General features: G+C 65.0%; 20 protein-coding genes. 7 read left to right on the top strand and 13 right to left on the bottom strand.

The window, feature by feature from the left end:
• Position 1: 1 nt before the first annotated feature.
• The 8 genes from H7A19_14165 to H7A19_14130 all read right to left on the bottom strand — a co-directional run bounded on the left by H7A19_14165 (position 2) and on the right by H7A19_14130 (position 5,867).
• Positions 2-526, bottom strand: coding sequence for a DsbE family thiol:disulfide interchange protein (locus tag H7A19_14165; GenBank protein MCP5475974.1), 525 nt, complete (start codon positions 524-526; stop codon positions 2-4).
• Positions 523-2,514 (bottom strand): heme lyase CcmF/NrfE family subunit, encoded by a 1,992-nt coding sequence (locus H7A19_14160; GenBank protein ID MCP5475973.1) that lies wholly within the window; start codon positions 2,512-2,514, stop codon positions 523-525. The genes H7A19_14165 and H7A19_14160 overlap by 4 nt, the downstream gene beginning before the upstream one ends.
• Positions 2,511-2,969, bottom strand: a complete 459-nt coding sequence (gene ccmE / locus H7A19_14155) for a cytochrome c maturation protein CcmE (GenBank protein ID MCP5475972.1) — start codon at positions 2,967-2,969, stop codon at positions 2,511-2,513. Before ccmE ends, H7A19_14160 begins: the two co-directional genes overlap by 4 nt.
• 133 nt (positions 2,970-3,102) lie before the next feature.
• Entirely contained in the window at positions 3,103-3,282 is a 180-nt protein-coding gene (gene ccmD, locus H7A19_14150; GenBank protein ID MCP5475971.1) for a heme exporter protein CcmD, read from the bottom strand.
• Entirely contained in the window at positions 3,282-4,034 is a 753-nt protein-coding gene (locus H7A19_14145; GenBank protein ID MCP5475970.1) for a heme ABC transporter permease, read from the bottom strand. Before H7A19_14145 ends, ccmD begins: the two co-directional genes overlap by 1 nt.
• Positions 4,031-4,714 (bottom strand): heme exporter protein CcmB, encoded by a 684-nt coding sequence (gene ccmB / locus H7A19_14140; GenBank protein MCP5475969.1) that lies wholly within the window; start codon positions 4,712-4,714, stop codon positions 4,031-4,033. The genes H7A19_14145 and ccmB overlap by 4 nt, the downstream gene beginning before the upstream one ends.
• The gene (gene ccmA, locus H7A19_14135; GenBank protein ID MCP5475968.1) at positions 4,711-5,376 is read right to left on the bottom strand and encodes a heme ABC exporter ATP-binding protein CcmA; all 666 of its coding nucleotides are present in this window, start codon (positions 5,374-5,376) and stop codon (positions 4,711-4,713) included. The genes ccmB and ccmA overlap by 4 nt, the downstream gene beginning before the upstream one ends.
• Positions 5,373-5,867: a DUF3293 domain-containing protein gene (locus H7A19_14130; GenBank protein MCP5475967.1), complete on the bottom strand. Its 495-nt coding sequence runs from the start codon at positions 5,865-5,867 to the stop codon at positions 5,373-5,375. The genes ccmA and H7A19_14130 overlap by 4 nt, the downstream gene beginning before the upstream one ends.
• Before the next feature lie 91 nt (positions 5,868-5,958).
• Here H7A19_14130 and H7A19_14125 point away from each other — a divergent pair, with 91 nt between their 5' ends.
• The 3 genes from H7A19_14125 (at position 5,959) to H7A19_14115 (ending at position 8,997) form a co-directional block, all read left to right on the top strand.
• Positions 5,959-6,771, top strand: a complete 813-nt coding sequence (locus H7A19_14125; GenBank protein MCP5475966.1) for an MOSC N-terminal beta barrel domain-containing protein — start codon at positions 5,959-5,961, stop codon at positions 6,769-6,771.
• A gap of 139 nt (positions 6,772-6,910) precedes the next feature.
• Entirely contained in the window at positions 6,911-8,482 is a 1,572-nt protein-coding gene (locus tag H7A19_14120; GenBank protein MCP5475965.1) for a choline dehydrogenase, read from the top strand.
• A gap of 86 nt (positions 8,483-8,568) precedes the next feature.
• Positions 8,569-8,997, top strand: coding sequence for a PaaI family thioesterase (locus tag H7A19_14115; GenBank protein MCP5475964.1), 429 nt, complete (start codon positions 8,569-8,571; stop codon positions 8,995-8,997).
• Between the two features lie 398 nt (positions 8,998-9,395).
• On the opposite strand, the gene H7A19_14110 is transcribed toward H7A19_14115, so the two are convergent.
• Both H7A19_14110 and H7A19_14105 read right to left on the bottom strand, forming a co-directional pair.
• A complete protein-coding gene (locus H7A19_14110) occupies positions 9,396-11,336 on the bottom strand; it encodes a M48 family metalloprotease (protein ID MCP5475963.1) in 1,941 nt (646 codons plus the stop codon).
• A gap of 7 nt (positions 11,337-11,343) precedes the next feature.
• The gene (locus H7A19_14105) at positions 11,344-11,934 is read right to left on the bottom strand and encodes a LemA family protein (protein MCP5475962.1); all 591 of its coding nucleotides are present in this window, start codon (positions 11,932-11,934) and stop codon (positions 11,344-11,346) included.
• A gap of 74 nt (positions 11,935-12,008) precedes the next feature.
• Between H7A19_14105 and H7A19_14100 the strand changes: the two genes are divergently transcribed.
• Positions 12,009-13,238: a beta-lactamase family protein gene (locus H7A19_14100; GenBank protein ID MCP5475961.1), complete on the top strand. Its 1,230-nt coding sequence runs from the start codon at positions 12,009-12,011 to the stop codon at positions 13,236-13,238.
• A gap of 213 nt (positions 13,239-13,451) precedes the next feature.
• Here the strand turns inward: H7A19_14100 and H7A19_14095 are convergent, their stop codons facing one another.
• The 3 genes from H7A19_14095 to H7A19_14085 form a co-directional block, all read right to left on the bottom strand.
• On the bottom strand, positions 13,452-14,465 hold the full coding sequence (locus H7A19_14095) for an energy transducer TonB (GenBank protein ID MCP5475960.1): 1,014 nt from the start codon (positions 14,463-14,465) through the stop codon (positions 13,452-13,454).
• 193 nt (positions 14,466-14,658) lie between these two features.
• On the bottom strand, positions 14,659-15,747 hold the full coding sequence (gene prfA / locus H7A19_14090) for a peptide chain release factor 1 (protein MCP5475959.1): 1,089 nt from the start codon (positions 15,745-15,747) through the stop codon (positions 14,659-14,661).
• Between the two features lie 55 nt (positions 15,748-15,802).
• Positions 15,803-17,068, bottom strand: coding sequence for a glutamyl-tRNA reductase (locus tag H7A19_14085; GenBank protein MCP5475958.1), 1,266 nt, complete (start codon positions 17,066-17,068; stop codon positions 15,803-15,805).
• 10 nt (positions 17,069-17,078) lie between these two features.
• Between H7A19_14085 and H7A19_14080 the strand changes: the two genes are divergently transcribed.
• Genes H7A19_14080 through ispE form a run of 3 tightly spaced genes read left to right on the top strand, consistent with a single transcriptional unit; the run spans position 17,079 to position 20,277 of the window.
• Complete coding sequence (locus H7A19_14080) at positions 17,079-18,824, top strand: tetratricopeptide repeat protein (protein MCP5475957.1); 1,746 nt, start codon at positions 17,079-17,081, stop codon at positions 18,822-18,824.
• Entirely contained in the window at positions 18,821-19,429 is a 609-nt protein-coding gene (gene lolB, locus H7A19_14075; protein ID MCP5475956.1) for an outer membrane lipoprotein LolB, read from the top strand. Before H7A19_14080 ends, lolB begins: the two co-directional genes overlap by 4 nt.
• The gene (gene ispE, locus H7A19_14070) at positions 19,426-20,277 is read left to right on the top strand and encodes a 4-(cytidine 5'-diphospho)-2-C-methyl-D-erythritol kinase (GenBank protein MCP5475955.1); all 852 of its coding nucleotides are present in this window, start codon (positions 19,426-19,428) and stop codon (positions 20,275-20,277) included. The genes lolB and ispE overlap by 4 nt, the downstream gene beginning before the upstream one ends.
• Positions 20,278-20,313 lie beyond the last annotated feature (36 nt).

The raw sequence follows: 20,313 nt of genomic DNA, 5'->3' as shown, positions 1-20,313 counted from the left end.
ATCACTTGTTCCCCGCCAGCATCGGCTTGATGGTGTTTTCGATGTCGTCGACGCTGAGCGGGCCGACCTGTTTGTAGAGCACGGTGCCATCGGCGCCGATGACGAAGGTCTCCGGCGCGCCGTAGACGCCGAAATCAATGCCCAGGCGGCCGTCGAAGTCGGTCAGGATGTCGGCATAGGGATCGCCGAACTGCGCCAGCCAGCGATTGGCGTCCTCGGGAGCGTCCTTCCAGTTGAATCCGATCAGTTTCAGCTCGCCGCGCCTGGCGTATTCCATCAGCACCGGATGCTCGACCCGGCAACTCACGCACCAGCTGGCGAATACGTTGAGCAGATAGGGCTGGCCCAGCAGCGACGCGCGGGTGATCTGGCGCTGTGGATCGGCCAGGGCCGGCGCCGAGAATTCGGGCACGGGCTTGTTTACCAGCGGCGAGGGCACCAGGTGCGGATCCTTGCCGATGCCGCTCCAGAGAATGCCGCCGATGCCGATGAAGACGGCCAGGGGAATCAGCGCACGTGCGTTCATGCGCGCTCCGACGCCTGCACGGCCCCGATCGGCACCACATCGTCGGCGTTGGCCTTCTCCGACTCCCGGGTCACCACGGTTTGCCGCAAGCGACGTTCGGTGGCCGCAATCAGACCGCCCAGCATCATCAGCAGCGCGCCCAGCCAGACCCAGCGGATCATCGGCTTGTAGTACAGACGCACGGCCCAGGCCTGGCCGTTCTCCAGCGGTTCGCCCATGGCGATATAGAAGTCGGCGAAGAAGCCGGCATCGATGGCGGCTTCAGTCATGACCTGACCGCGCAGGTACTGACGCTTCTGCGGCCGCTGCTCGCTCAGGGTCTTGCCATTGCGGCGGATCTCGAAGACGCCTTCATCGGCGATGTAATTGGCACCCTCTTCATGGCGCAGGCTGATGAAGGCGATCTCGTAGCCGGCCACTTCGGCGGTGTCGCCCGGGCTCAGGCGCACGTCCCGCTCGACGTTCAGTGAATCGGTGACCATGACGCCGATGACGAACACGCCGAGGCCAGCGTGGGCCAGGCCCATGCCGATCATCTCGGCGGTGAAGCGCTTGCCGGTACCGGCAGTGCGCATCCGGCGCAGGATGAAGACCACGGTGCCGAGCATGACCCAGGCGCCAAGGGTGATGCCGAGGACCGCGCGGATCGGCAGTTCGCGCTGGAAGATCCAGGCCAGCGCGCCGATGACCGCTGCCAGCGCCAATGCACTGCGCAGCGCCAGCGTCACCGTGGTGATCGAATCACCTTTCCAGCGGGTCAGCGGGCCGAAAGGCACCAGCGCCACCAGCGGCGCCATCAACACCGTGAACATCAGGCCGAAGTAGGGCGGGCCCACCGAGATCTTGCCCCAGTCGAAGGCTTCGGCCACCAGCGGATAGAGTGTGCCGATCAAGACCATGGCACAGGCGGTGGCCAGCAGGATGTTGTTGGCCAGCAGCAGGCCTTCACGCGAATACAGGCCGACCGAGGGCGCCGCCTGCAGTCGCGGTGCGCGAATCGCGTACAGCGTGAGGGCGCCGCCAGCGACGATGGCCAGGAAGATCAGGATGAAGGTGCCGCGGGCTGGATCACTGGCGAAGGCATGCACGCTGGTGAGCACGCCTGAGCGCACCAGGAAGGTACCGAGGAGACTCAGCGAGAAGGCGGCGATGGCCAGCAGCAGCGTCCAGGCGGCAAAGGTGCCGCGCTTTTCGGTGACCGCCTGCGAGTGGATCAGCGCCGTGCCCACCAACCAGGGCATGAAGGAGGCGTTTTCGACCGGATCCCAGAACCACCAGCCGCCCCAGCCCAGTTCGTAATAGGCCCACCAGCTGCCGAGCGCGATGCCCAGCGTGAGAAAACCCCAGGCCACGTTGGTCCACGGGCGCGACCAGCGCACCCACTGGCGGTCGACCCGACCGTCCAGCAGCGCGGCCACGGCAAAGGCAAAGGCCACGGCGAAGCCGACATAGCCCATGTACAGCATGGGCGGATGCACGATCAGCCCGAAGTCCTGCAGCAGCGGGTTCAGGTCGTTGCCGTCCGGCAGGGCCGGCACATGGCGTTCAAAGGGGTTGCTGGTGAAGGCCAGGAAACTCAGGAAGCCGATCGAGATCACGCCCAGCGTGGCCAGCGCCCTGGAGATGAAGCGTTGTGGCAGCTTGCCACTGAACACTGCCAGAGCCACCGTCCACAGACTCAGGATCAGCACCCACAGCAGCAGCGAACCTTCGTGGGCGCCCCAGACCGCGCTGAAGCGATAGTGCATCGGCAACTGCAGATTGGAGTTCTGGGCCACGTAGGCAATCGAGAAATCCTGGTTGATGAAGCCGAAGGTCAGGATCAGATAGGCGCCGACCAGAAACACGAACTGGCCGTAGGCGGCCGGTCGGGCCACCCGCATCAGCGCGGCATCCCCCAGTTGGGCGCCGATCATCGGCACGACCGCCTGGACCACGGCCAGCAGCAGCGCCAGTATCAGAAAGACCTGTCCCAATTCCGGCATCATGGCGTTTGCGCCTCATGGCTGGCTTTCTCGGCCTTGCCCTTGGCAATGGCTTCCGCCACTTCCTTGGGCATGTAGTTCTCATCGTGCTTGGCCAGCACTTCCTTGGCATGGAACACGCCGCCGGCCTGCAGCACACCGGTGGCGATCACGCTCTGACCCTCCTTGAACAGGTCCGGCAGGATGCCTTCAAACTCCACCGGCAGATTCTTGAAGCGATCGGTCACCACAAAATGCGCCCGGAGCGTGCCGCCGTCGCGCTTTGTACTGCCTTCCAGTACCACGCCGCCGAGGCGGAAGGTGCGGCCCTCAGGCACGCTGCCGGCGAGCACGTCACTGGGACTGTAGAAGTGGTTGACGTTTTCCTTGAGTGCGGTCAGGGCCAGCCCGGTCGCGGCACCGATGCCGAGAACCAGACCGACGATCAACATGAGGCGACGGCGGCGGATAGGGTTCATGGTGTTCCTGCCATAGAGGTTTGATTGGGACGAGGGCACGCGGGCACGAGGGCGCGAGGGCACGCAAAAGCCGGAGTGGCCGGGGCTCGCTGTCGCGTGCCCTCATGCCCTCGCGCCCTCGTGCCCTCACTCTTCACGACGTCTCCGATTCCCGAAGTTGTTGTTCGCGTCGTACCCGCGCCCGCAGTTCAGCCCGCAATTTGCGTTGGCGCAACAGCGGCGGCAGCAGGTCGGCCAGGACCAACAGCGCCGTGACCGCCAGCGAGACCTGGATGTAGCCCCAGTGACCCTGGTTTTCCAGCCAGGCGAGCATCAGTTCTTCACTCCGAGCAAGACCTCGCGCACCCAGGCCTTGTTGCGCTCCTGTTCCAGCAACACGCCGCGGGCGCGCAGCAGCAGGGCGAATACGAAGTACAGCTTGGTGGCCAGCGCCATGATCAGCAACGGCCAGATCATCGAGGAATCCATGCTGCTCTTTCCGAAAATGCGGATGGTCTCGCCCTGATGCAGGGTGTTCCACCATTTGACCGAAAAATGGATGATCGGAACGTTAACCACGCCCACAATGGCCAACACCGCGGCGGCGCGGGCGCCCTGGCGCAGATCGTCGTAGGCCGAGGCCAGACCGATCACGCCGAAGTACAGGAACAGCAGCACCAGTTCGCTGGTCAGCCGCGCATCCCACACCCAGTAGGCACCCCAGGTGGGTTTGCCCCAGAGCATGCCGGTGATCAGCGTGATTGCCGTGAACATGGCACCGATCGGCGCGCAGGCCAGAAACAGGATCTCCGACAGCTTGATGCGCCAGATCAGGGCAATGGCCCCGTTCAGCGCCATCACCGCATAGATGAACATGCTCATCCAGGCGCTGGGCACATGGATGTAGATGATGCGGAAACTGTCGCCCTGCAGATAATCGGCTGGCGCCCGGGCCAGGCCCAAGTACATGCCGATGATCGTCAGGATCAGCGCAGCGCCGCCAGCCCACGGCATCCAACGGGTTGCAAAGCGATAGAAATATGGCGGTGATCCGAGTTGGTGAAACCAGCGCAGCACGGGATTCATGGTGGATTGTCCGATCCTATCCGCAAGCCAGCGGCCGCAGCCGGCGGCGCCAGGGTCAACAGCAACATCGTCTGTGCGGCCAGCAACAACAGCGCACCCTTGGGCGATTCACCCAGACGCACTGCATCGACCGCGCCACTGCCGAAGATCAGCAGCGGCAGGTACAGCGGCATGACGATCACCGCCAACAAAATACCACTGCGGCGCAGCCGGGCTGTCAAGGCCGCCGCCACCAGACCGATCTGGGTGGCGCCGAGTGTGCCTATGGCCAGTGCCGCCAGCATCACCGGTAACAGTTTGACAGGCAGATTGAGCAGCATGGCCAGCAGCGGCGTCGACAGGGTCAGGCCGACACCGTACAGCAGCCAATGCGCCAATGCCTTGGCGTACATCAAGCCGATGATGGAACTGGGGCCGGCCAGCCATTGATCGAGCGTACCGTCCTCGACATCGGGTCTGAACAGTCCATCCAGACTGAGAAAGCCGGCCAGCAATACGGTGACCCAGATCACCGGCGCCGACACCGGGGCCAGCCGTTCCGGTGTGCCGCCCAGCGCAATGCCGAACAGCAGCACCACCAGTACGGCAAATCCCAGCGGCAACAAGAGGTCGGCGCGACGCCGGAACGCCAGGTGCAGATCCCGCATCAGCAGCGCGCGATAGGGTCGCGTGGCGCTCATCGCGGGTGCTCCAGGCGCACCGTCGTGGCCGGCAAGGTGATGGGAAGCACGCCATGGCTGGTCAGCATGGCGCCGCCGCCGCGGGCCAGATGCGCTTCCAGCAGGCGCTCGACCACCGCCATGCCCGGCCCGTCCAGATTGGCGAAGGGCTCATCCAGCAGCCACAGTGATCGACGACTGGCGGCCAGGCGCGCCAGGGCCGCGCGCTTGCGCTGCCCAGCCGACAGCGCCCGGGTCGGCGTGTCCTCATAGCCGGCCAGCCCCAGATCCGTGCACAGTGACTCGACATCGACGGCATCGTCCTCGTCGCCGATGGCCAGGTTGTAATGCAGATTCTCGCGCACCGTGAGATCGCCCTTGAGCGCCAGCAGATGGCCCAGCCACAGAGTTCCGGCACACAGCGCATGACGCTCGCGGAGCACGTCGGCGCCGCGAAAATGCAGGCTGTCGGCCTTGATCGCATGCAGACCGAGCAGGGCGCGCAGCAGGGTGGTCTTGCCGGCGCCATTACGGCCTTCCAGCACCAGCAGGTGGCCCTGGGCCAGCGCGATGTCGATGGGCACGAACAGCGCTTCGTCCTCGCGCAGACAGGTCAGCGCCGTGGCGGATAGCAGCGGGGGTGCGCTGGAAACTGGGCTGGCGTTCGGCAAGCGGGTGGTCATTCTGGAGTCGTGGGCCCGAATCCTACCCATTCGAGGTGCACATGGGGAAAACGCAGCGACCGGGCGGCACCGGGATCGGTCGCATACAGGCGCATCATGGCCGGTGAGGTGGCCGTCGCGGGCAGCCAGATCGCGTGCTGCTCAAAGGCGCGGGCCCAGCTGTCGACCAGAGGCAGCGCTGCTGCGACCAGAAAACCGGGTTCCAGCCAGCTGAAATCGGCAGCGCGACCCCGCGCCGGATGCCAGCGTACCCCTGCAGCCTCGATCCGGTCGCGCAGTTGCCGCTGTCGGGCCTCGTTGAGCGCATCCGGCAGCCGCAACGAATACGGGTTGCAGGCGCTGATCAGGCTTTGCGGCAGCGTATCGGACTGGTGCCGGGTGTACTGCTCGGCGCTGATCCAGTGTCCGTCCTGCTCGATCTCGTAGATGGCCTCGGCGTAGGCCAGGATCTGCTCGGCGCTGAGCGCTGGCGCAGGTCGGATCGGATTCATGCAACTGCGTTCCCGAAAGCTCGAACTGAGCGATCGGCCAGCATAGCGTGTAGTTTTGCCAGCGATACCCAGACCCAGCAGGTGCTCAGTCATGTCCCCCAGCCTGGCAGCCATTGTCATCTATCCGGTCAAATCCTGCGCCGGACTGGCGCTGCAGAGCGCCGTGGTCGAGCCCCGTGGGCTGCGCCACGACCGCCGCTGGATGTTGGTCGACGACAGCGGCCGTTTCATCACCGGCCGGCAATCGCCCTCGTTGGTCCGGGTGAGGGCTGAAGTTGGTGATGCCGGCAACTTGAGGCTGAGGGCGCCGGGCATGCTGCCGCTGCAGGTCGCAGAGCCGGATGGAAGCCAGCGGGTGGATTCGGAGGTCTGGGGCAGCGAGGTCAATGCAGCCGATGCCGGGGCCGAGGCCGCCGACTGGTTCAGCCGCTATCTGGGCCGACCGGTGCGGCTGCTGTTTGCCGATGAACAGATGCGGCGCGCACCCGAAGCGGAGTACTCACTCCCCGGCGATCAGGTAGGCTTCGCCGATGGCTATCCGCTGCTGCTGTTGTCGTTCGCTGCGGCAGAACTGCTGTCGAGCCGGGCGGGACGCGAATTGGGCTGGCGCCGCTTCCGCCCCAATCTGGTGATCGACGGCGTTGCGGCCCACGCCGAGGATCGCTGGAAGCAGATTCGCATAGGTAGCGTGCTGTTCGATGTGGTCAAACCCTGCACACGCTGCGTTTTCACCACCATTGATCCAGACTCGGGCGCTGCCGAGAGTGACGGCGAGCCGCTGCGGACGCTGAAGGACTATCGCCGCGGCGCCGGCGGCATCCGCTTCGGCCAGAACCTGATTGCACGCTCCGCAGGCGAGGTTCAATGTGGAGATCGGGTCGAGGTGATCGAGCAAATGCTCTAGCGCAGGTCCAAACAATGCCCGCCGCGGGCCCTCCGGACTGAAACCGGATGTTGCAGTGCAGCATGTAAATCATTGATTCGCAAGCTGGCATGGCGATCGGCGCGCCCCCTGAAGCAAGGCCCTGTGGGCGGGAGTTTGCATGTACGACTACATCATCGTCGGGGCCGGTTCTGCCGGTTGTGTGTTGGCAAACCGCTTGAGCGCCGATGGCCGGCACCGGGTGTTGTTGCTGGAGGCCGGTGGTCGCGACTGGCACCCCTTCATCCACATGCCGGCGGGCCTGGCCAAACTGGTGGGCTACAAGTTCCTGAACTGGAATTACGAGACCGAGCCGGAACCGCATCTGGACAATCGCCGCATGTACTGGCCGCGTGGTCGGGTACTCGGTGGCTCCAGTTCCATCAATGCCATGTGCTACATCCGCGGCCAGCGGGCCGACTACGATGCCTGGGCAGCGGCAGGAAACCGCGGCTGGAGCTGGGCCGAAGTGCTGCCCTACTTTCGCCGCTCCGAAGACAATCAGCGCGGTGCCGATGCCCTGCATGGCGTCGGCGGCCATCTGTCCGTGGAAAATCTGCGCCATGTGAATCCACTGAGCATGGCCTTTCTGGAGGCCGCTGCCGCTGCCGGTTATCCGCGCAATCCGGATTTCAATGGGCCTGAACAGCTCGGCTTTGGCCAATACCAGGTCACCCAGCGCAATGGCGCGCGTTGCAGCACCGCCACCGGCTATCTGAATGAGGCCCGGCGCCGTCCCAATCTCACCGTGATCACGCACGCTCAAGTGACCCGGATCCTGTTCGACCGCGAGCGCGCGGTCGGTGTGGAAGCCAAGGTCGGCGGCCGTATCGAGAAATTCGAGGCAGGACGGGAGGTCTTGCTCAGCGGCGGCGCGGTCAATTCTCCGCAACTGCTGATGTTGTCCGGCATCGGCCCCGCCGATCAGCTGCGCCAGCATGGCATTGGCGTGCGCCTGGATGCGCCGGACGTGGGTCGCAACCTGACCGATCACCTGGATATCTGCGTGTTGCGCAAGTGCACCCAGCGGATCACCTACGACCGCGCCAGTGACCTGCTGGTGGGATTGCAGTATTTCTTCACCCGCACCGGCATCGGCACCTCGAATGTGGCCGAGACCGGCGGCTTTGCTGCCACGAAGTATGCGGCGGATGGCCGTCCCGATGTCCAGTTCCATTTCGTGCCGGCTATGCTCGACGATCACGGCCGCAATCGTCTGCCGGGCGACGGCTTCACCATGCACGCCTGTCAGTTGCGCCCGGAGAGCCGTGGCCATCTGGAGCTGGCCAGCGCCGATCCCTTCGCGCCCGTCCGCATCCATGCCAACTATCTGAGCGATCCGGCGGATCTGCCGGTGCTGCTGGAAGGCTTGCGCATGACCCGCGAAATCTTCGCCCAATCGCCGCTGGCGCCTTATGCCGGGGACGAGATCCTGCCCGGCGCCAGCGCCACCAGCGAGGCCGATCTGATGGCCTACATCCGCCGCAAGGCTGAGACCATCTACCATCCGGTCAGTACTTGCCGCATGGGTGCGGATCAGCGCTCGGTGGTTGACCCGGAACTGAAAGTGCGCGGATTCAAGGGTTTACGGGTGGTCGATGCGTCGATCATGCCGCGACTGATCAGTGGCAACACCAACGCGCCCACGGTGATGATTGCCGAGAAAGCCAGCGATCTGATCCTGGCCGCCTGAGTTGGCGGGTCGTTGCCTTTTCTTGTCATGTCGACGGATACAATGTTCGCCGGCGTTCAAGACCGGCGCGAATCAAGGGCAATGCCATGGAGGAAGACGCGCGCAACCCGCTGCCGCGCCTGAAACTGGCCGCAGGGCAGCGCGGCTTTTCCACGCTGATCGGGCCGTTCTACGAGATTGCGCTCGACCACGGCATGCGCAGGGCGCTGCTGCTGGAGCCGCGACACCTGAGCCCGGCCGGCGTCGTCCAGGGCGGCGTGATCAGCAGTTTCGGCGAATTCGTGCTTCATCGCGGCATCGTTGACGAGGTCGGCGAGGAACTTCCAATGGCCACGGTGGAACTCAATTGCCAGTTTCTGGCAGCCAGCTTTGCCCAGCGCTGGATCTACGGCGAGGCCCAGGTACTCCGTCGGACCCGATCGCTGGTCTTTGCTGCTGGCGAAATCTTCGACCAGCGCCGTCGCATCGCCCTGGTGAGCGGCATCTGGAAGCAGATCGAGACCGGCGGGGAATAGCGGGTAGGGGGCACGGGGCAAGGGAGACGGGGCAGGGGAAAGGCTGCGAGCTTCGGGCTACGGGCTCTTGTAGGAGCGCCCTTGCGGCGCGATCGCTGCCTCGGACATGCAGCTGGCCGGTCGCGCCGCAAGGGCGCTCCTACTGGCGAGCCTGTGGTTCAAGGCCTTTGCGTCCTTTGCGGAAAATGTTTTGATTCAAATGTTTGCGGCAAGTTTGGTGAGAAGTTGATCTAGCCTTCTCCCGAGTCCCGAGTCCCGAGTCCCGAGTCCCGAGTCCCGAGTCCCGAGTCCCGAGTCCCGAGTCCCGAGTCCCGAGTCCCGAGTCCCGAGTCCCGAGTCCCGAGTCCCGAGTCCCGACAACCAACAACCGACAACCGACAACCGACACCCCTGCCCCCCTACTCCCCCAGCAGCGGCGGCAGCGGGCAGTGCAGCAGGGTGCAGATCAGGCGAAGCAACTCGGCTTCGGCGGTCGCGATCTGGCCGTCGTGGCCCACGGTGGTGGCCAGCGCCAGCACCAGGGTCTCCTTGCCGGCCGGCACCAGTTCGTCCAATGCCGGCAGCGCCTGATCCAGCAGTTCGATCCAGTTGCCGGGCGCGCCGTAGCTTTCGGCGGCGGCCGGAAACAGGATCTCGGCCCCAGCCAGATAGGCCCGGCGCGCGTTGTCGACTTGCTCATGACCGTGCAGCGCCAGCACCGCCAGCAGCGACAGCGCCTGCTGGCGCAGTTCCGGCAGCTTGCGCCTGCCGCCGCGATGTTGGTTGGGCTCCAGCGATTCGCTCATCTGCTGGCGCAGCAGCCTGGCCAGCACGTATTCGAAGACATCCACCTGGCCGTCGCTGTGGATCAGCGTGTCGATGGTGTCCATCAGCAGCCGCAGTTCGGAGGCGGGGCGGCGCTTCAGCGCGGGCATCGCCAGTTGTGCCAGCGGGATTCGCTGCGCCGCGTGCAGGGCGCGCGCCGCTTCCACCAGTTCTTGGGTGCCCTTGGCGCGCACCGGACCGAGTCGTTTGGAGATTTCGGCCAGGCTGCCTTCGGGATGGACTTCGCGGGCCAGCAGCAGTGACAGCACCACGTCGATGGCGCGCTCGCGCATGTGCGCCGCGGTGGTCAGCAGCGGCGGCAGGGATTGACGCATGGCCACGGCATAGTCGACGTGATCGACGCCGGGGTTGGCGATATCGTTCAGCACCTTGGCGGGTTGCGGTGCCTGCATGCGCTCGCGCAGAACCGGTACTGCCGGCGCAGGCTGCAGCGGGGCGGCGCTGAATCCCGCCAGCAGCGCGCTGGCGGCGGGTGGATCGGTGTCCTCGTCGATGCCCTCGAAAGCGCGCTCGCCGGCTTCGAGTCGGGCCAACAACATCGGGTCAAAGCGTGGGTCGATGCGTTTGATGCGGTCGATCAGTGGCGGGTGCGTGGCGGTGAGGCGGCTGTAGCCGACTCCATCGCCGAAGAGCATGTGCGCCACCTCTTCACCGTTGTGTTCGGTCAGTTTGGAACCGGCCTGGAAGGCTGCGATCTTCATCAGCGCGCCAGAGAGACCGTGCGACAGCCGGGTGAACTGCACCGCCGAAGCGTCCGCCAGATACTCGCGCTGGCGTGAGATGTAGGCCTTGATCAAACGCCCGAGAAAAACCCCCAGATAACCGAAAACCATGACCGCCAGGGCGATCAGCAGGATGGCGTTGCCGTCGCGCTTGGAGCTGCCCACGCGCATGTGCTGCAGCACCTTCTGGCCGGTCAGGCTGAGCACCAGCAGCCCGAAGATCAGGCCCATCAGCCGGATGTTGAGGCGCATGTCGCCGTTGAGGATATGGCTGAACTCGTGGGCAATCACGCCCTGCAGTTCATCGCGGCTGAGCCGGTCGAGTGCGCCACGGGTCACGGCTACCGCGGCATCGGTGGGCGAGAATCCCGCCGCGAAGGCGTTGATACCCGATTCGCGGTCCAGCACATAGATTTCAGGCACTGGCAGACCGGAGGCGATCGACATCTCTTCGACCACATTGCGCAGGCGCTTGAGGTGAAAATCGTGCGGATCTTCCGGTACCAGCGTGCCGCCCATGGCCCGCGCCACCCCACCGCCGCCCGAGCGCAGGCTCAGCGTCTTGAACAGACTGCCGAGGCCGATGACGCCGAGCGTGATCACGGTGCTGGCGACCAGCGCCGGTATCAGTGCGTCCTGCTGCCCCGGTTTGTTCGGATCCAGCGTGAAGCCGAACACCAGCAACACGACCACGTTGATGGCAGCCACGATGGCCAACACGGCCAGCACGAACAACCAGAGCATGCGCCTGCTCTTTGCGCGGGCAGCCGCCTGGTGCTCGAAGAAATTCATGGTTGACTCAGGTGAAGCTCACCTTGGGCACTTCGCGCTTGGCCGGATCATCCAGTTCCAGGAAGCTGGCCGGCCCGAAACCGAACATGCCTGCCACCAGGTTGTTGGGAAACACTTCGCGCTTGTTGTTGTAGCCGAGCACGCCATCGTTGTAGGCCTGGCGCGCGAAGGCGACCTTGTTCTCGGTGCTGGTCAGCTCTTCGGAGAGCTGCATCATGGTGGTGTTGGCCTTGAGGTCCGGATAGGCCTCGGACAGGGCGAACAAGCGTCCCAGGGCGCCAGTCAACTGGTTTTCAGAACTCGCCAGCTGTTGCACCGCAGCGGCATCGCCGGGATTGGCGCTGGCGGCCCGCAAACCGCTGACTGCCGAGTTTCGCGCCTGAATGACGGCTTCCAGGGTTTCGCGTTCATGTTTGATGTAGCCCTTGGCAATTTCGACCAGATTGGGAATCAGGTCATGACGCCGGGTCAGCTGCACATCGATCTGGCTGAAGGCGTTCTTGTAGCCGTTTCGGGCCGTGACCAGGCCGTTGTAGATCCCGATCAGGAAGAATGCGACGCCCGCCAGCAAAACCAGGACAATCACGGTTGAAAGCATGGAAACCTCCACTCAGACGGGGGAAAACGCGCTACGATCCAAGGTGCTGTTTCGAGAATAACACGGGGGTCGCGATGCTTCGGGTGGTGTTTGTTGCGCTCGGTCTGGCAGGCGGAATGCTGGCTGCGGATCGTGTGGCTGCTGCCAGCGCAGACGCAGCCTTGCGTCCCGCGCCAGCTGACACCCTGCAGGCCGAAGTCCGTAGCTGGGTAGAGGTGGTCAACGCCAGTGGCGCCACACCAGCGCTGGCGGTGGCGATTGTCCGCCCGCGTCAGCCCGATTTGCTGATCACCGCCGGTGAGACCTATGCCGGTTCTGGTCAGGTGGTCGACAAGCACACCGTGTTCAGGCTGGCCTCGGTGTCCAAGGGCTTTGCGTCTACTCTTTGCGGCCTGCTCGATGATGCCGGATTTCTGCAGATCGGCCAGAGCGTGGTCGATCTGGTGCCGGGCCTTGAACTGGCCGATCCCAATGCACCCAGCGCCTTGACGCTGGAGCGCCTGCTCAGTCACCAGACCGGATTGCCGCATCACACCTTCGACATGAAGCTGGAGGCCAATGCACCGCTGATCGATCTGATCCAGTCCTTGCCGAGCGTACGCCCGGCCTGTGCCGTCGGTGGCTGCTATGCCTATCAGAATGTGCTCTTCAATGTAGCTGCGGATGCGGCTTTCGGCGCGGTCGGCAGCTTTTTCCCGGTGGAGTTGAGTCGGCGCCTGCTGGTGCCGTTGGAGATGCGCGACACCTCGGTGGGCCGTGATGCGCTGATGGCCCAAGCCAACTGGGCTCGGCCGCATGTGTACGCGCGTGGCGGCTGGACTTCGGTGACACCCAAGCCGACCTACTATCAGTTGCCGGCGGCCGCGGGCGTCAACGCCAGCATCAGCGATCTGGCCATCTGGCTGCATGCGCAGCTGGGCGAGCGCCCGGAGGTACTGCCACCCGCCGTGCTCAAGCTGGTGCAGAGTCCGCGGGTGGATACGCCGGGCGAGATGCTGGGCCCGCGCTGGCGCCGCGAGCGGGTGCGCGCCGCCAGTTATGCACTGGGATGGCGGGTGTTCGACTACTCGGGCCATCAGCTGGTGTTTCATGCCGGCGCCGTGCAGGGTTATCGGGCGTTGGTTGGCGTGATTCCGGAGCAGGGCTTTGGCGTGGCCATCCTGTGGAATTCCAACAGCGGTGTTCCTGCCGGTCTGTTCCCGCGCATTCTCGACCGGCAGCTACAGCTTGACGGCCCCGATTGGCTGGATCTCGACAAATTGCAGATAACCGCTGATCGCAGGGCCCGCAAACCCCGCGCTTGATCGCAATCTCGATGTCAGATTGAACCCTTGGCTTCTTGGCCCGGGTAAGCCGTAGGCGCGCCCGGGAAGCGGGTCTGATCTCGCCCCAGGCGGCAAAGCCCCCAGATGCGCTGCGCTTACCTGGGCTACGGGATCTGTTCCGAACTCGGTAGCCCGGGGAAGCTTCGTAGCCCGGGTAAGCCGTAGGCCCACCCGGGACTGACTCGTCAACGCTCAGTTCAGCGTGAATTCCAGCCGTTGCCTGGCCTTGGCTTCCACAGCCTTGCCGCCTTCGATGCGCGGCGTGAACTTCCACTGGCTCAGAGCCCGGGCGGCATCGCGGTCAAACACCCGGCGCGGATTCGAATTGACCACTTCGACATCCTCGACATCACCGGTGGTGGTGATCGTGAACGAGAGCTCCACCCAGCCTTCGGTACGACTGCGCAAAGCCTGCGCCGGATAGCTGGGATTGACCCGCTTGACCAGCTGGAAATCCTTGTTCTGCGGTGCTGTCGATGCCGCCACCGGCTTCGGGGGCGCCGCTGAAGCCACCTGGGTCGGTGGCGCTTGTGCTGGTGCCGGTGCGGCGGTGGTGGCCGGCGTGCTGGCCGGCGTCTGGGCCGGTCGGCTCGGGGCTGGTGGCGGCGGTTCGGCGGCTGCGCGCGCCTGGGCGGCGGCCTGTTCGCGGGCCTGGCGCTCTGCCAATCGAGCCGCTTCTTCCTCGGCGGTGCGACGTTGTTCTTCGGCTCGGCGCTGGGTCACGATCCGCTGCTCGAGATTGGTCACCACCACCGAGGTCGGCTGGGCGCGCTTGAGCAGTCCGACGGCCTGCTGTGCCTCTTCCAGCCGGTTGGTATCGATCATCTGTTCGGCAACGCCCTGGGCCAGCGGCATCAATTCGAGAATGGCCAGCTGCGCTTGCCGGTTGTCCGGCTCGGCATCCAGCACCTTCAGGTAATACTCGATGGCATTGTCGTTGGTCGGCTGGATAAGGCGCTGTTCGCGCATGGCGGTGCGGGCTGCGTCAAGCAATTCCGGTACGGTCTGCGGCGCAGTGCTGGCGGCCGCAACCGCCGGGTCTGGCTCGGTACTGGTCGGTGCCGGTTGTGGCGCGGCGCCTGCCGGGGATGTGGTGCTCGCCGTGGGTGCGGGTTCATCGCCACCGCAGGCGGCCAGTCCAAGAACGAGTACCAAAGCCAATGCCAGCGGCATCACCCTGAGCGTTTGCACGTCATTCATCAGCATCACTTGATTCCCCCAGCTCAATCGATCGACGCAAAAGCAGCGGCCCCTGACCTTCCACTGCGAACCTGATCACAGATTCCACGCGTCCACAACAAGGTTACACCAATAAATCGGGCGGATGAAAAGAGTGTCTGGAGCTGAGGCTCTTGTTCACCGGAGTTTGCATCCGGTCTCGTTCTTGTGACGATCGGTTTCAGTTTTTTCCGAGCAGTGCATCCAGGGCCATGGCCCGATCTTCCTGCTGCAGCGGGGCGATGACCGGCGCCAGATTGCCGGCAATGATATCGCCGAGTTGGTAAAGGGTGAGATTGATCCGATGATCGGTCAGCCGTCCCTGGGGGAAATTGTACGTACGAATCCGCTGTGAGCGGTCGCCGCTGCCGACCTGGAGCTTTCGGTCCTCTGACTGCTGTTGCGCCTGCTTGCTGCGCTCGATGTCGATCAGCTTGGCCTGGAGCAGACTCATGGCCCGTGCTCTGTTCTTGTGCTGCGAGCGCTCGTCCTGGCACTCGACCACGATGCCGCTGGGCAGATGGGTGATGCGGATGGCCGAATCGGTCTTGTTGACGTGCTGGCCGCCGGCGCCCGAGGCGCGGAAGGTGTCTACCTTGAGATCGGCCGGATTGAGGGGAGTGGTGTCCACTTCATCCAGTTCCGGCAGGATGGCCACAGTGCAGGCCGAGGTGTGGATGCGGCCCTGGGCTTCGGTTTCCGGCACCCGCTGTACCCGGTGCGTGCCGGATTCGAACTTGAGCTCGGTCCAGGCGCCGGCGCCCTCCACCCGGGCGATGATTTCCTTGTAGCCGCCGTGCTCGCCGGCACTCTGGCTCAGCACTTCAACCCGCCAGCCGCGGGTTTCGGCGTAGCGGCTGTACATGCGGAAAAGGTCGCCGGCAAAGATCGCGGCTTCGTCGCCGCCGGTGCCGGCCCGGATTTCCAGAAAAAGACTGCGCTCGTCGCGCGGATCGGCCGGAACCAGGCTTAGCGCCAGCGTATCGCCCAGGGCGCTGAGATGCTGTTCCAGTTCGGCGGCCTCGGCCTGGGCCATTTCGCGCATCTCGCCACGTTCGGATTCCGCCATGGCCTGGGTGGCGGCGAGGTCGCTCTCCAGACGCCGGTACTCGGCGTAATCGCGGGCCAGCTCTTCGAGCTGCGAATTCTCCTGGGCCAGTTCGCGGAAACGGTTGCCGTCGGAGAGTGTTTCCGGCTGCGCCAGCAGCAACTGCACTTCCTGCAGTCGCTCGCTCATTTCGTCCAGCTTCTGGCGAATTCGTGGGTTCATCGTGTTGGGGATTTCCAGCTTGATTCAGGAGGGAGGCGGGGCGGCGGGGATACGCCTAGTTGCCGTCCAATGGTTCCAGTGCCAGCAGCCGCGAGGCAAATTCCAGCGATTCTTCATCGCCCAGCGCCGCAGCACTGCGCAGGCCCACGGTGGGCCGGTGCAGCAATCGATTGGTCAGTGCCTGTGACAGGTATTCGAGCGCCTGCTCCGGGGTGGCCCCCTGTCGCAGATATCGGCGGGCCCGTTCCAGCACATCGGCGCGGGCCTGATCGGCCCGCTTGCGCATGCTCACGATGGTCGACGCCGCCGCCCGCTCACGCCACCAGGCCATGAATTCCTCGACGTGCAGCGTAACCATCGATTCGGCCTGGGCTGCCGCTTCCCGCCGTCCGCGCATGCCTTCCTCGACCACCTGGCGCAGATCGTCGACGGTGTACAGGTAGACATCCGACAGTTCGCCCACGGCAGCTTCGATATTGCGCGGCACGCCCAGATCCACCGCGAACAACGGGCGGCGTCGGCGTCCGACAAAAGCCTGACGCAAAGCTTCAGCACGGATGACCGGTTCGCTGCCATGGGTGGCCGTGACCAGGATGTCGCAGTCCTGCAGATGGGCGTCGAGATCAGCCAGACGCGCCGCCTGTCCGCCGATGCGATCGGCCAGGGCGCGGGCACGCTCGATGGTGCGATTGACCACGGTGGTGCGGCGCACGCCAGCGCCGAGCAGATGCCGAGCCACCAGCTCAATGGTCTCGCCGGCGCCTACCAGCACCACCTGGCGCTTGGGCATCTCATCAAAGACCTGGGTAGCCAGGCGCACTGCGGCAAAGGCGACCGACACCGCATTGGCGCCCAGGCGGGTTTCGGTGCGCACGGTCTTTGCGACCGAGAAGCTGCGCTGCAGCAACTGCTCCAGTGGCCCCGACAGCGTGCGTGCGTCCTGGGCGATGCGATAGGCCTGCTTCAGCTGGCCGAGGATCTGCGGTTCGCCGATGACCAGCGAATCCAGGCCGGTGGCGACTCGGAAAACATGCCGCACGGCCTGGACATCCTGATAGCGGTACGATGCCGCATGCAGTTCGCTCGGGCGAAAACCATGAAAACGCTCCAGCCATTGCAAAGCCTGCAACTCTGTCCCGGGTTCATGGTCTACATAGAGTTCGGTTCTGTTGCAGGTGCTCAGGATGGCTGCGGCGCCCACACCCGGCAGCATGCGCAAATCATGCAGCGCCTCAGGGGTGCGCTCCGGCGCAAAGGCCACCCGTTCCCGCAACGACACCGGTGCGGTAGCGTGGTTGATGCCGAGCGCCAGAATGGCCATAGAATGTCGAATGCCTGATCAAACCCAGAAATTGTCGTTGCCCACCCGCGAACGGATCAAGAGCGGCCCACCCCGTAATGCTAGCGCTTCGCGCGTCGCGAGGTTGCGACTGGGCGCAAGTCTGCTGCTGTATTTTGCCGCAGCCTCGCTGTCTGCAGCCGAAAGTCGCAGCGCCGACGTGCTCGGCAATGCGCTGGAAGGGGAGTTCGCGCTGCAGGGCGGTCAGCTCGACCATGCGGCGGCCGCCTATGCGCAGGCTGCCATGCAGAGCGGTCAGCTCGACCTGATCGAGCGCGCGTCCACGGTGTCCTTGTACGCCAGGGATTATTCCGCGGCAAAGCGCGTGGGCCAGCGCTGGGTGGAGCTGGCGCCGGACAGTGTGGGCGGTCGGCGCACGCTGGCCTGGGCGGCGCTGGCCAGTGCCGACGTCGAAGCCGGTGACCGCTGGCTGGCGGAACTGGCTGCGATCGATTCGCTCGAGGCCCAGCGCGCCATCGCCCAGGTGCTGGTAGCGGCCGAAAATCGCGAGCTGGCGCCGTCCAGCCTGCGGCATCTGGCCACAGCCGGCGCCCTGCGGCCCCTGGAAGACGGCCCGAGCTGGTCTGCGGTGGCCGCCAATCTCGGTGATTACGGTACCGCCAAACAACTGGCTGCGGCCGAGACCGAGGCACATCCCAAGAGCGCCGAAGCCTGGCGCCGCAGCGCCCAGGTCATGCTGGCCGCCGGTGACAGCAAAGGCGCGCAGAAATCGCTGGAGCGAGCGGTCGATCTGGCGCCGGACGATTTTGATCTGCGTCTGGCGCTGGCCAGTGTCTACGCCGAGGCTGATCGTCAGGAACAGGCCGATCGGGTGCTGAGTCAGGCCAAACCCCAGGACGAGCGCGTCTTTGCCGCGCGGCTGGCCAATGTCGCCAGCAAGCCCAATGGCAAGGTACTGAAACGCATCGAGCGGGCGCTCAAGAAGAGCAAGCCCGAGCAGCTGGAATCGCGCGCCTTCCTGCTGGGGCAGCTGTACGAGCTCAAGGAAGAGCCCGACCAGGCCCTGCAGTGGTATGCCCAGGAGCCGGTCGGCAGCAATGCCTGGCACGAGGCACAACTGCGCCGCAGTGTGCTGCTGGCGCGCGACCAGCAGGATCTGCCTGGCGCCCGCAAATTGCTGGCGCAGTTGCGTGCCCAGACCGAGGACAGCGACCAGCGCACCGATGCCTACCTGCTGGAGGCCGAATTGCTGGCCGAGGAAGATCGCGTAGCCGCCGGCGCCGTTTACGACGAAGCCATCAAGCAGAACGGCCATGACCTGCGCCTGCTCTACGCGCGCGCGATCTTTCGTATCGGCGCTGACGATGTTGCCGGCCTGGAAGCCGATCTGCGTCAGATCCTGGCGCTGGATCCGGACAATCCCCAGGCACTGAACGCCCTCGGTTACACGTTGGCCGACCGCACCGACCGCCATCAGGAAGCGCTGGGATACATCCAGCGGGCCATCGCCGCGCAGCCCAACGACGGTGCTTTTGTCGACAGCATGGGCTGGGTGCAGTACCGCCTCGGCAATCTGAATGACGCCTTGAAGTACCTCAGGCGCGCCTACGAACTGGTCCAGGATGGAGATGTGGCGGCGCATCTTGCTGAAGTGCTGTGGATGTCCGATCAGCGCGAGGAGGCGCGCGCGCTGTGGCGGGAAGCGCTGGAGCGCTGGCCGGAGAGTGCGGTATTGATCGAGAGCGTTCGCAGGTTGCAGCCGGAACTCCTGCCTTGAGTCGCCATTGGTGGGTGCTGGTGCTGGTCTGCCTGTTGCCGGCGTGTACGCCCAAGGCGCTCAAGCCCGACCGAGACGCCGACGTGGTGCTCGGCGAAAGACTGCTGTCCGAGCGAGAAACCCAGCTGCGTGCGCGCACCGATTTTGAAATCGCCGGTCGAATCGCCATCAGCGACGGCAAGGACGGTGGCAGTGGCCGCTTCGAGTGGAAACAGCGCGGCGCAGCCTACAGCCTGCGCTTCATCGCACCGGTGTCCGGGCAGAGCTGGCGCCTGGAAGTGCGGCCGGGTCAGGCGCTGCTGATCGAATCCAACGGCGCAGTCAGGGTGGCAGGCACGGCCGAATCCCTGCTGGCGCGCGAACTCAACTGGCATCTACCGGCTGACGCACTGCGCTACTGGGTGCTGGGCATGCGCGCACCCAGGGCGCGCAGTGCCGTGGAATTCACCGCTGATGGCGTGCTGGCCCGGTTGCGACAGAGCGATTGGGACATCAGCTATGTCGAATTCGATCACAGCCAGAACCCGCCGCTGCCGCGCAAGCTGTTTGCACGCTCAGGAGAGCATCAGGTGCGGGTCTCGGTGCGCAGCTGGACTTTCGAATGAGCCCGGACCGGGTGCTGTCGTTGCGACCGCCAGCCAAGCTCAATCGTTTTCTGCACATCATCGGCCGCCGCGCCGACGGCTATCATTTGCTGCAGACGGCTTTCGAGCTGATCGACTGGTGCGATGAACTGGAGATCGCCGACCGTGATGACGGCATCATCGCCCGCCGGGGAGGCCTGGCGGATGTGCCGCCCGAATCGGATCTGGTGGTTCGCGCCGCGCGCCGATTGCAGCGCCTGGCCGGACCGGATCGGGGCTGCACGCTCAGCTTGCGCAAGCATGTGCCCAGCGGCGCCGGACTTGGCGGTGGCAGCGCCGATGCAGCGGCGGTGCTGCTGGGGCTGAATCAGTTGTGGGGTTTGAATCTGGCACTCCCCGACTTGAACCGCATCGGCGCCGAACTGGGTGCGGATGTGCCGGTGTTCATCGGCCAGCAACCGGCTTTTGCCGCCGGGATCGGCGAGATACTCACGCCCTTGCCCTACGTGCCGCGCAGTTATGCCGTGATCTTTCCCGGCGTGGCGCTGGCGACGGGGCCGATGTTCGCCGATCCGGCACTGCGGCGCGACTGCGCGCCCATCGATCCCCGCGACTACTGCGATGAGCTGCCGGGTGACAATGTGTTCTCGGTACTGGCCGAGCGCGAACCCGCCGTGCGGGCGGCGATGGACTGGCTGCGCCAGCGTGTAGGCAGCGCTCATCTCAGCGGCAGCGGCAGCGCCGTGTACGCGCAGACGCCGGATCTGGACTCGGCTCGCCGGGCTGTGGAAGGCCTGCCACAGGGCTGGATCGGCCGCGCCGCAAGTTCGATCACGAATTGGTTTGACAACATCAGCCCCGGCACTTGAAAATAGCGGGCTCCACAGTTGGTCTCTGGTGTCGTT

The organism is Rhodanobacteraceae bacterium, from assembly GCA_024234055.1.
GTDB lineage: Bacteria > Pseudomonadota > Gammaproteobacteria > Xanthomonadales > SZUA-5 > JADKFD01.
This window is presented reverse-complemented; position numbering and strand designations above follow the sequence as displayed.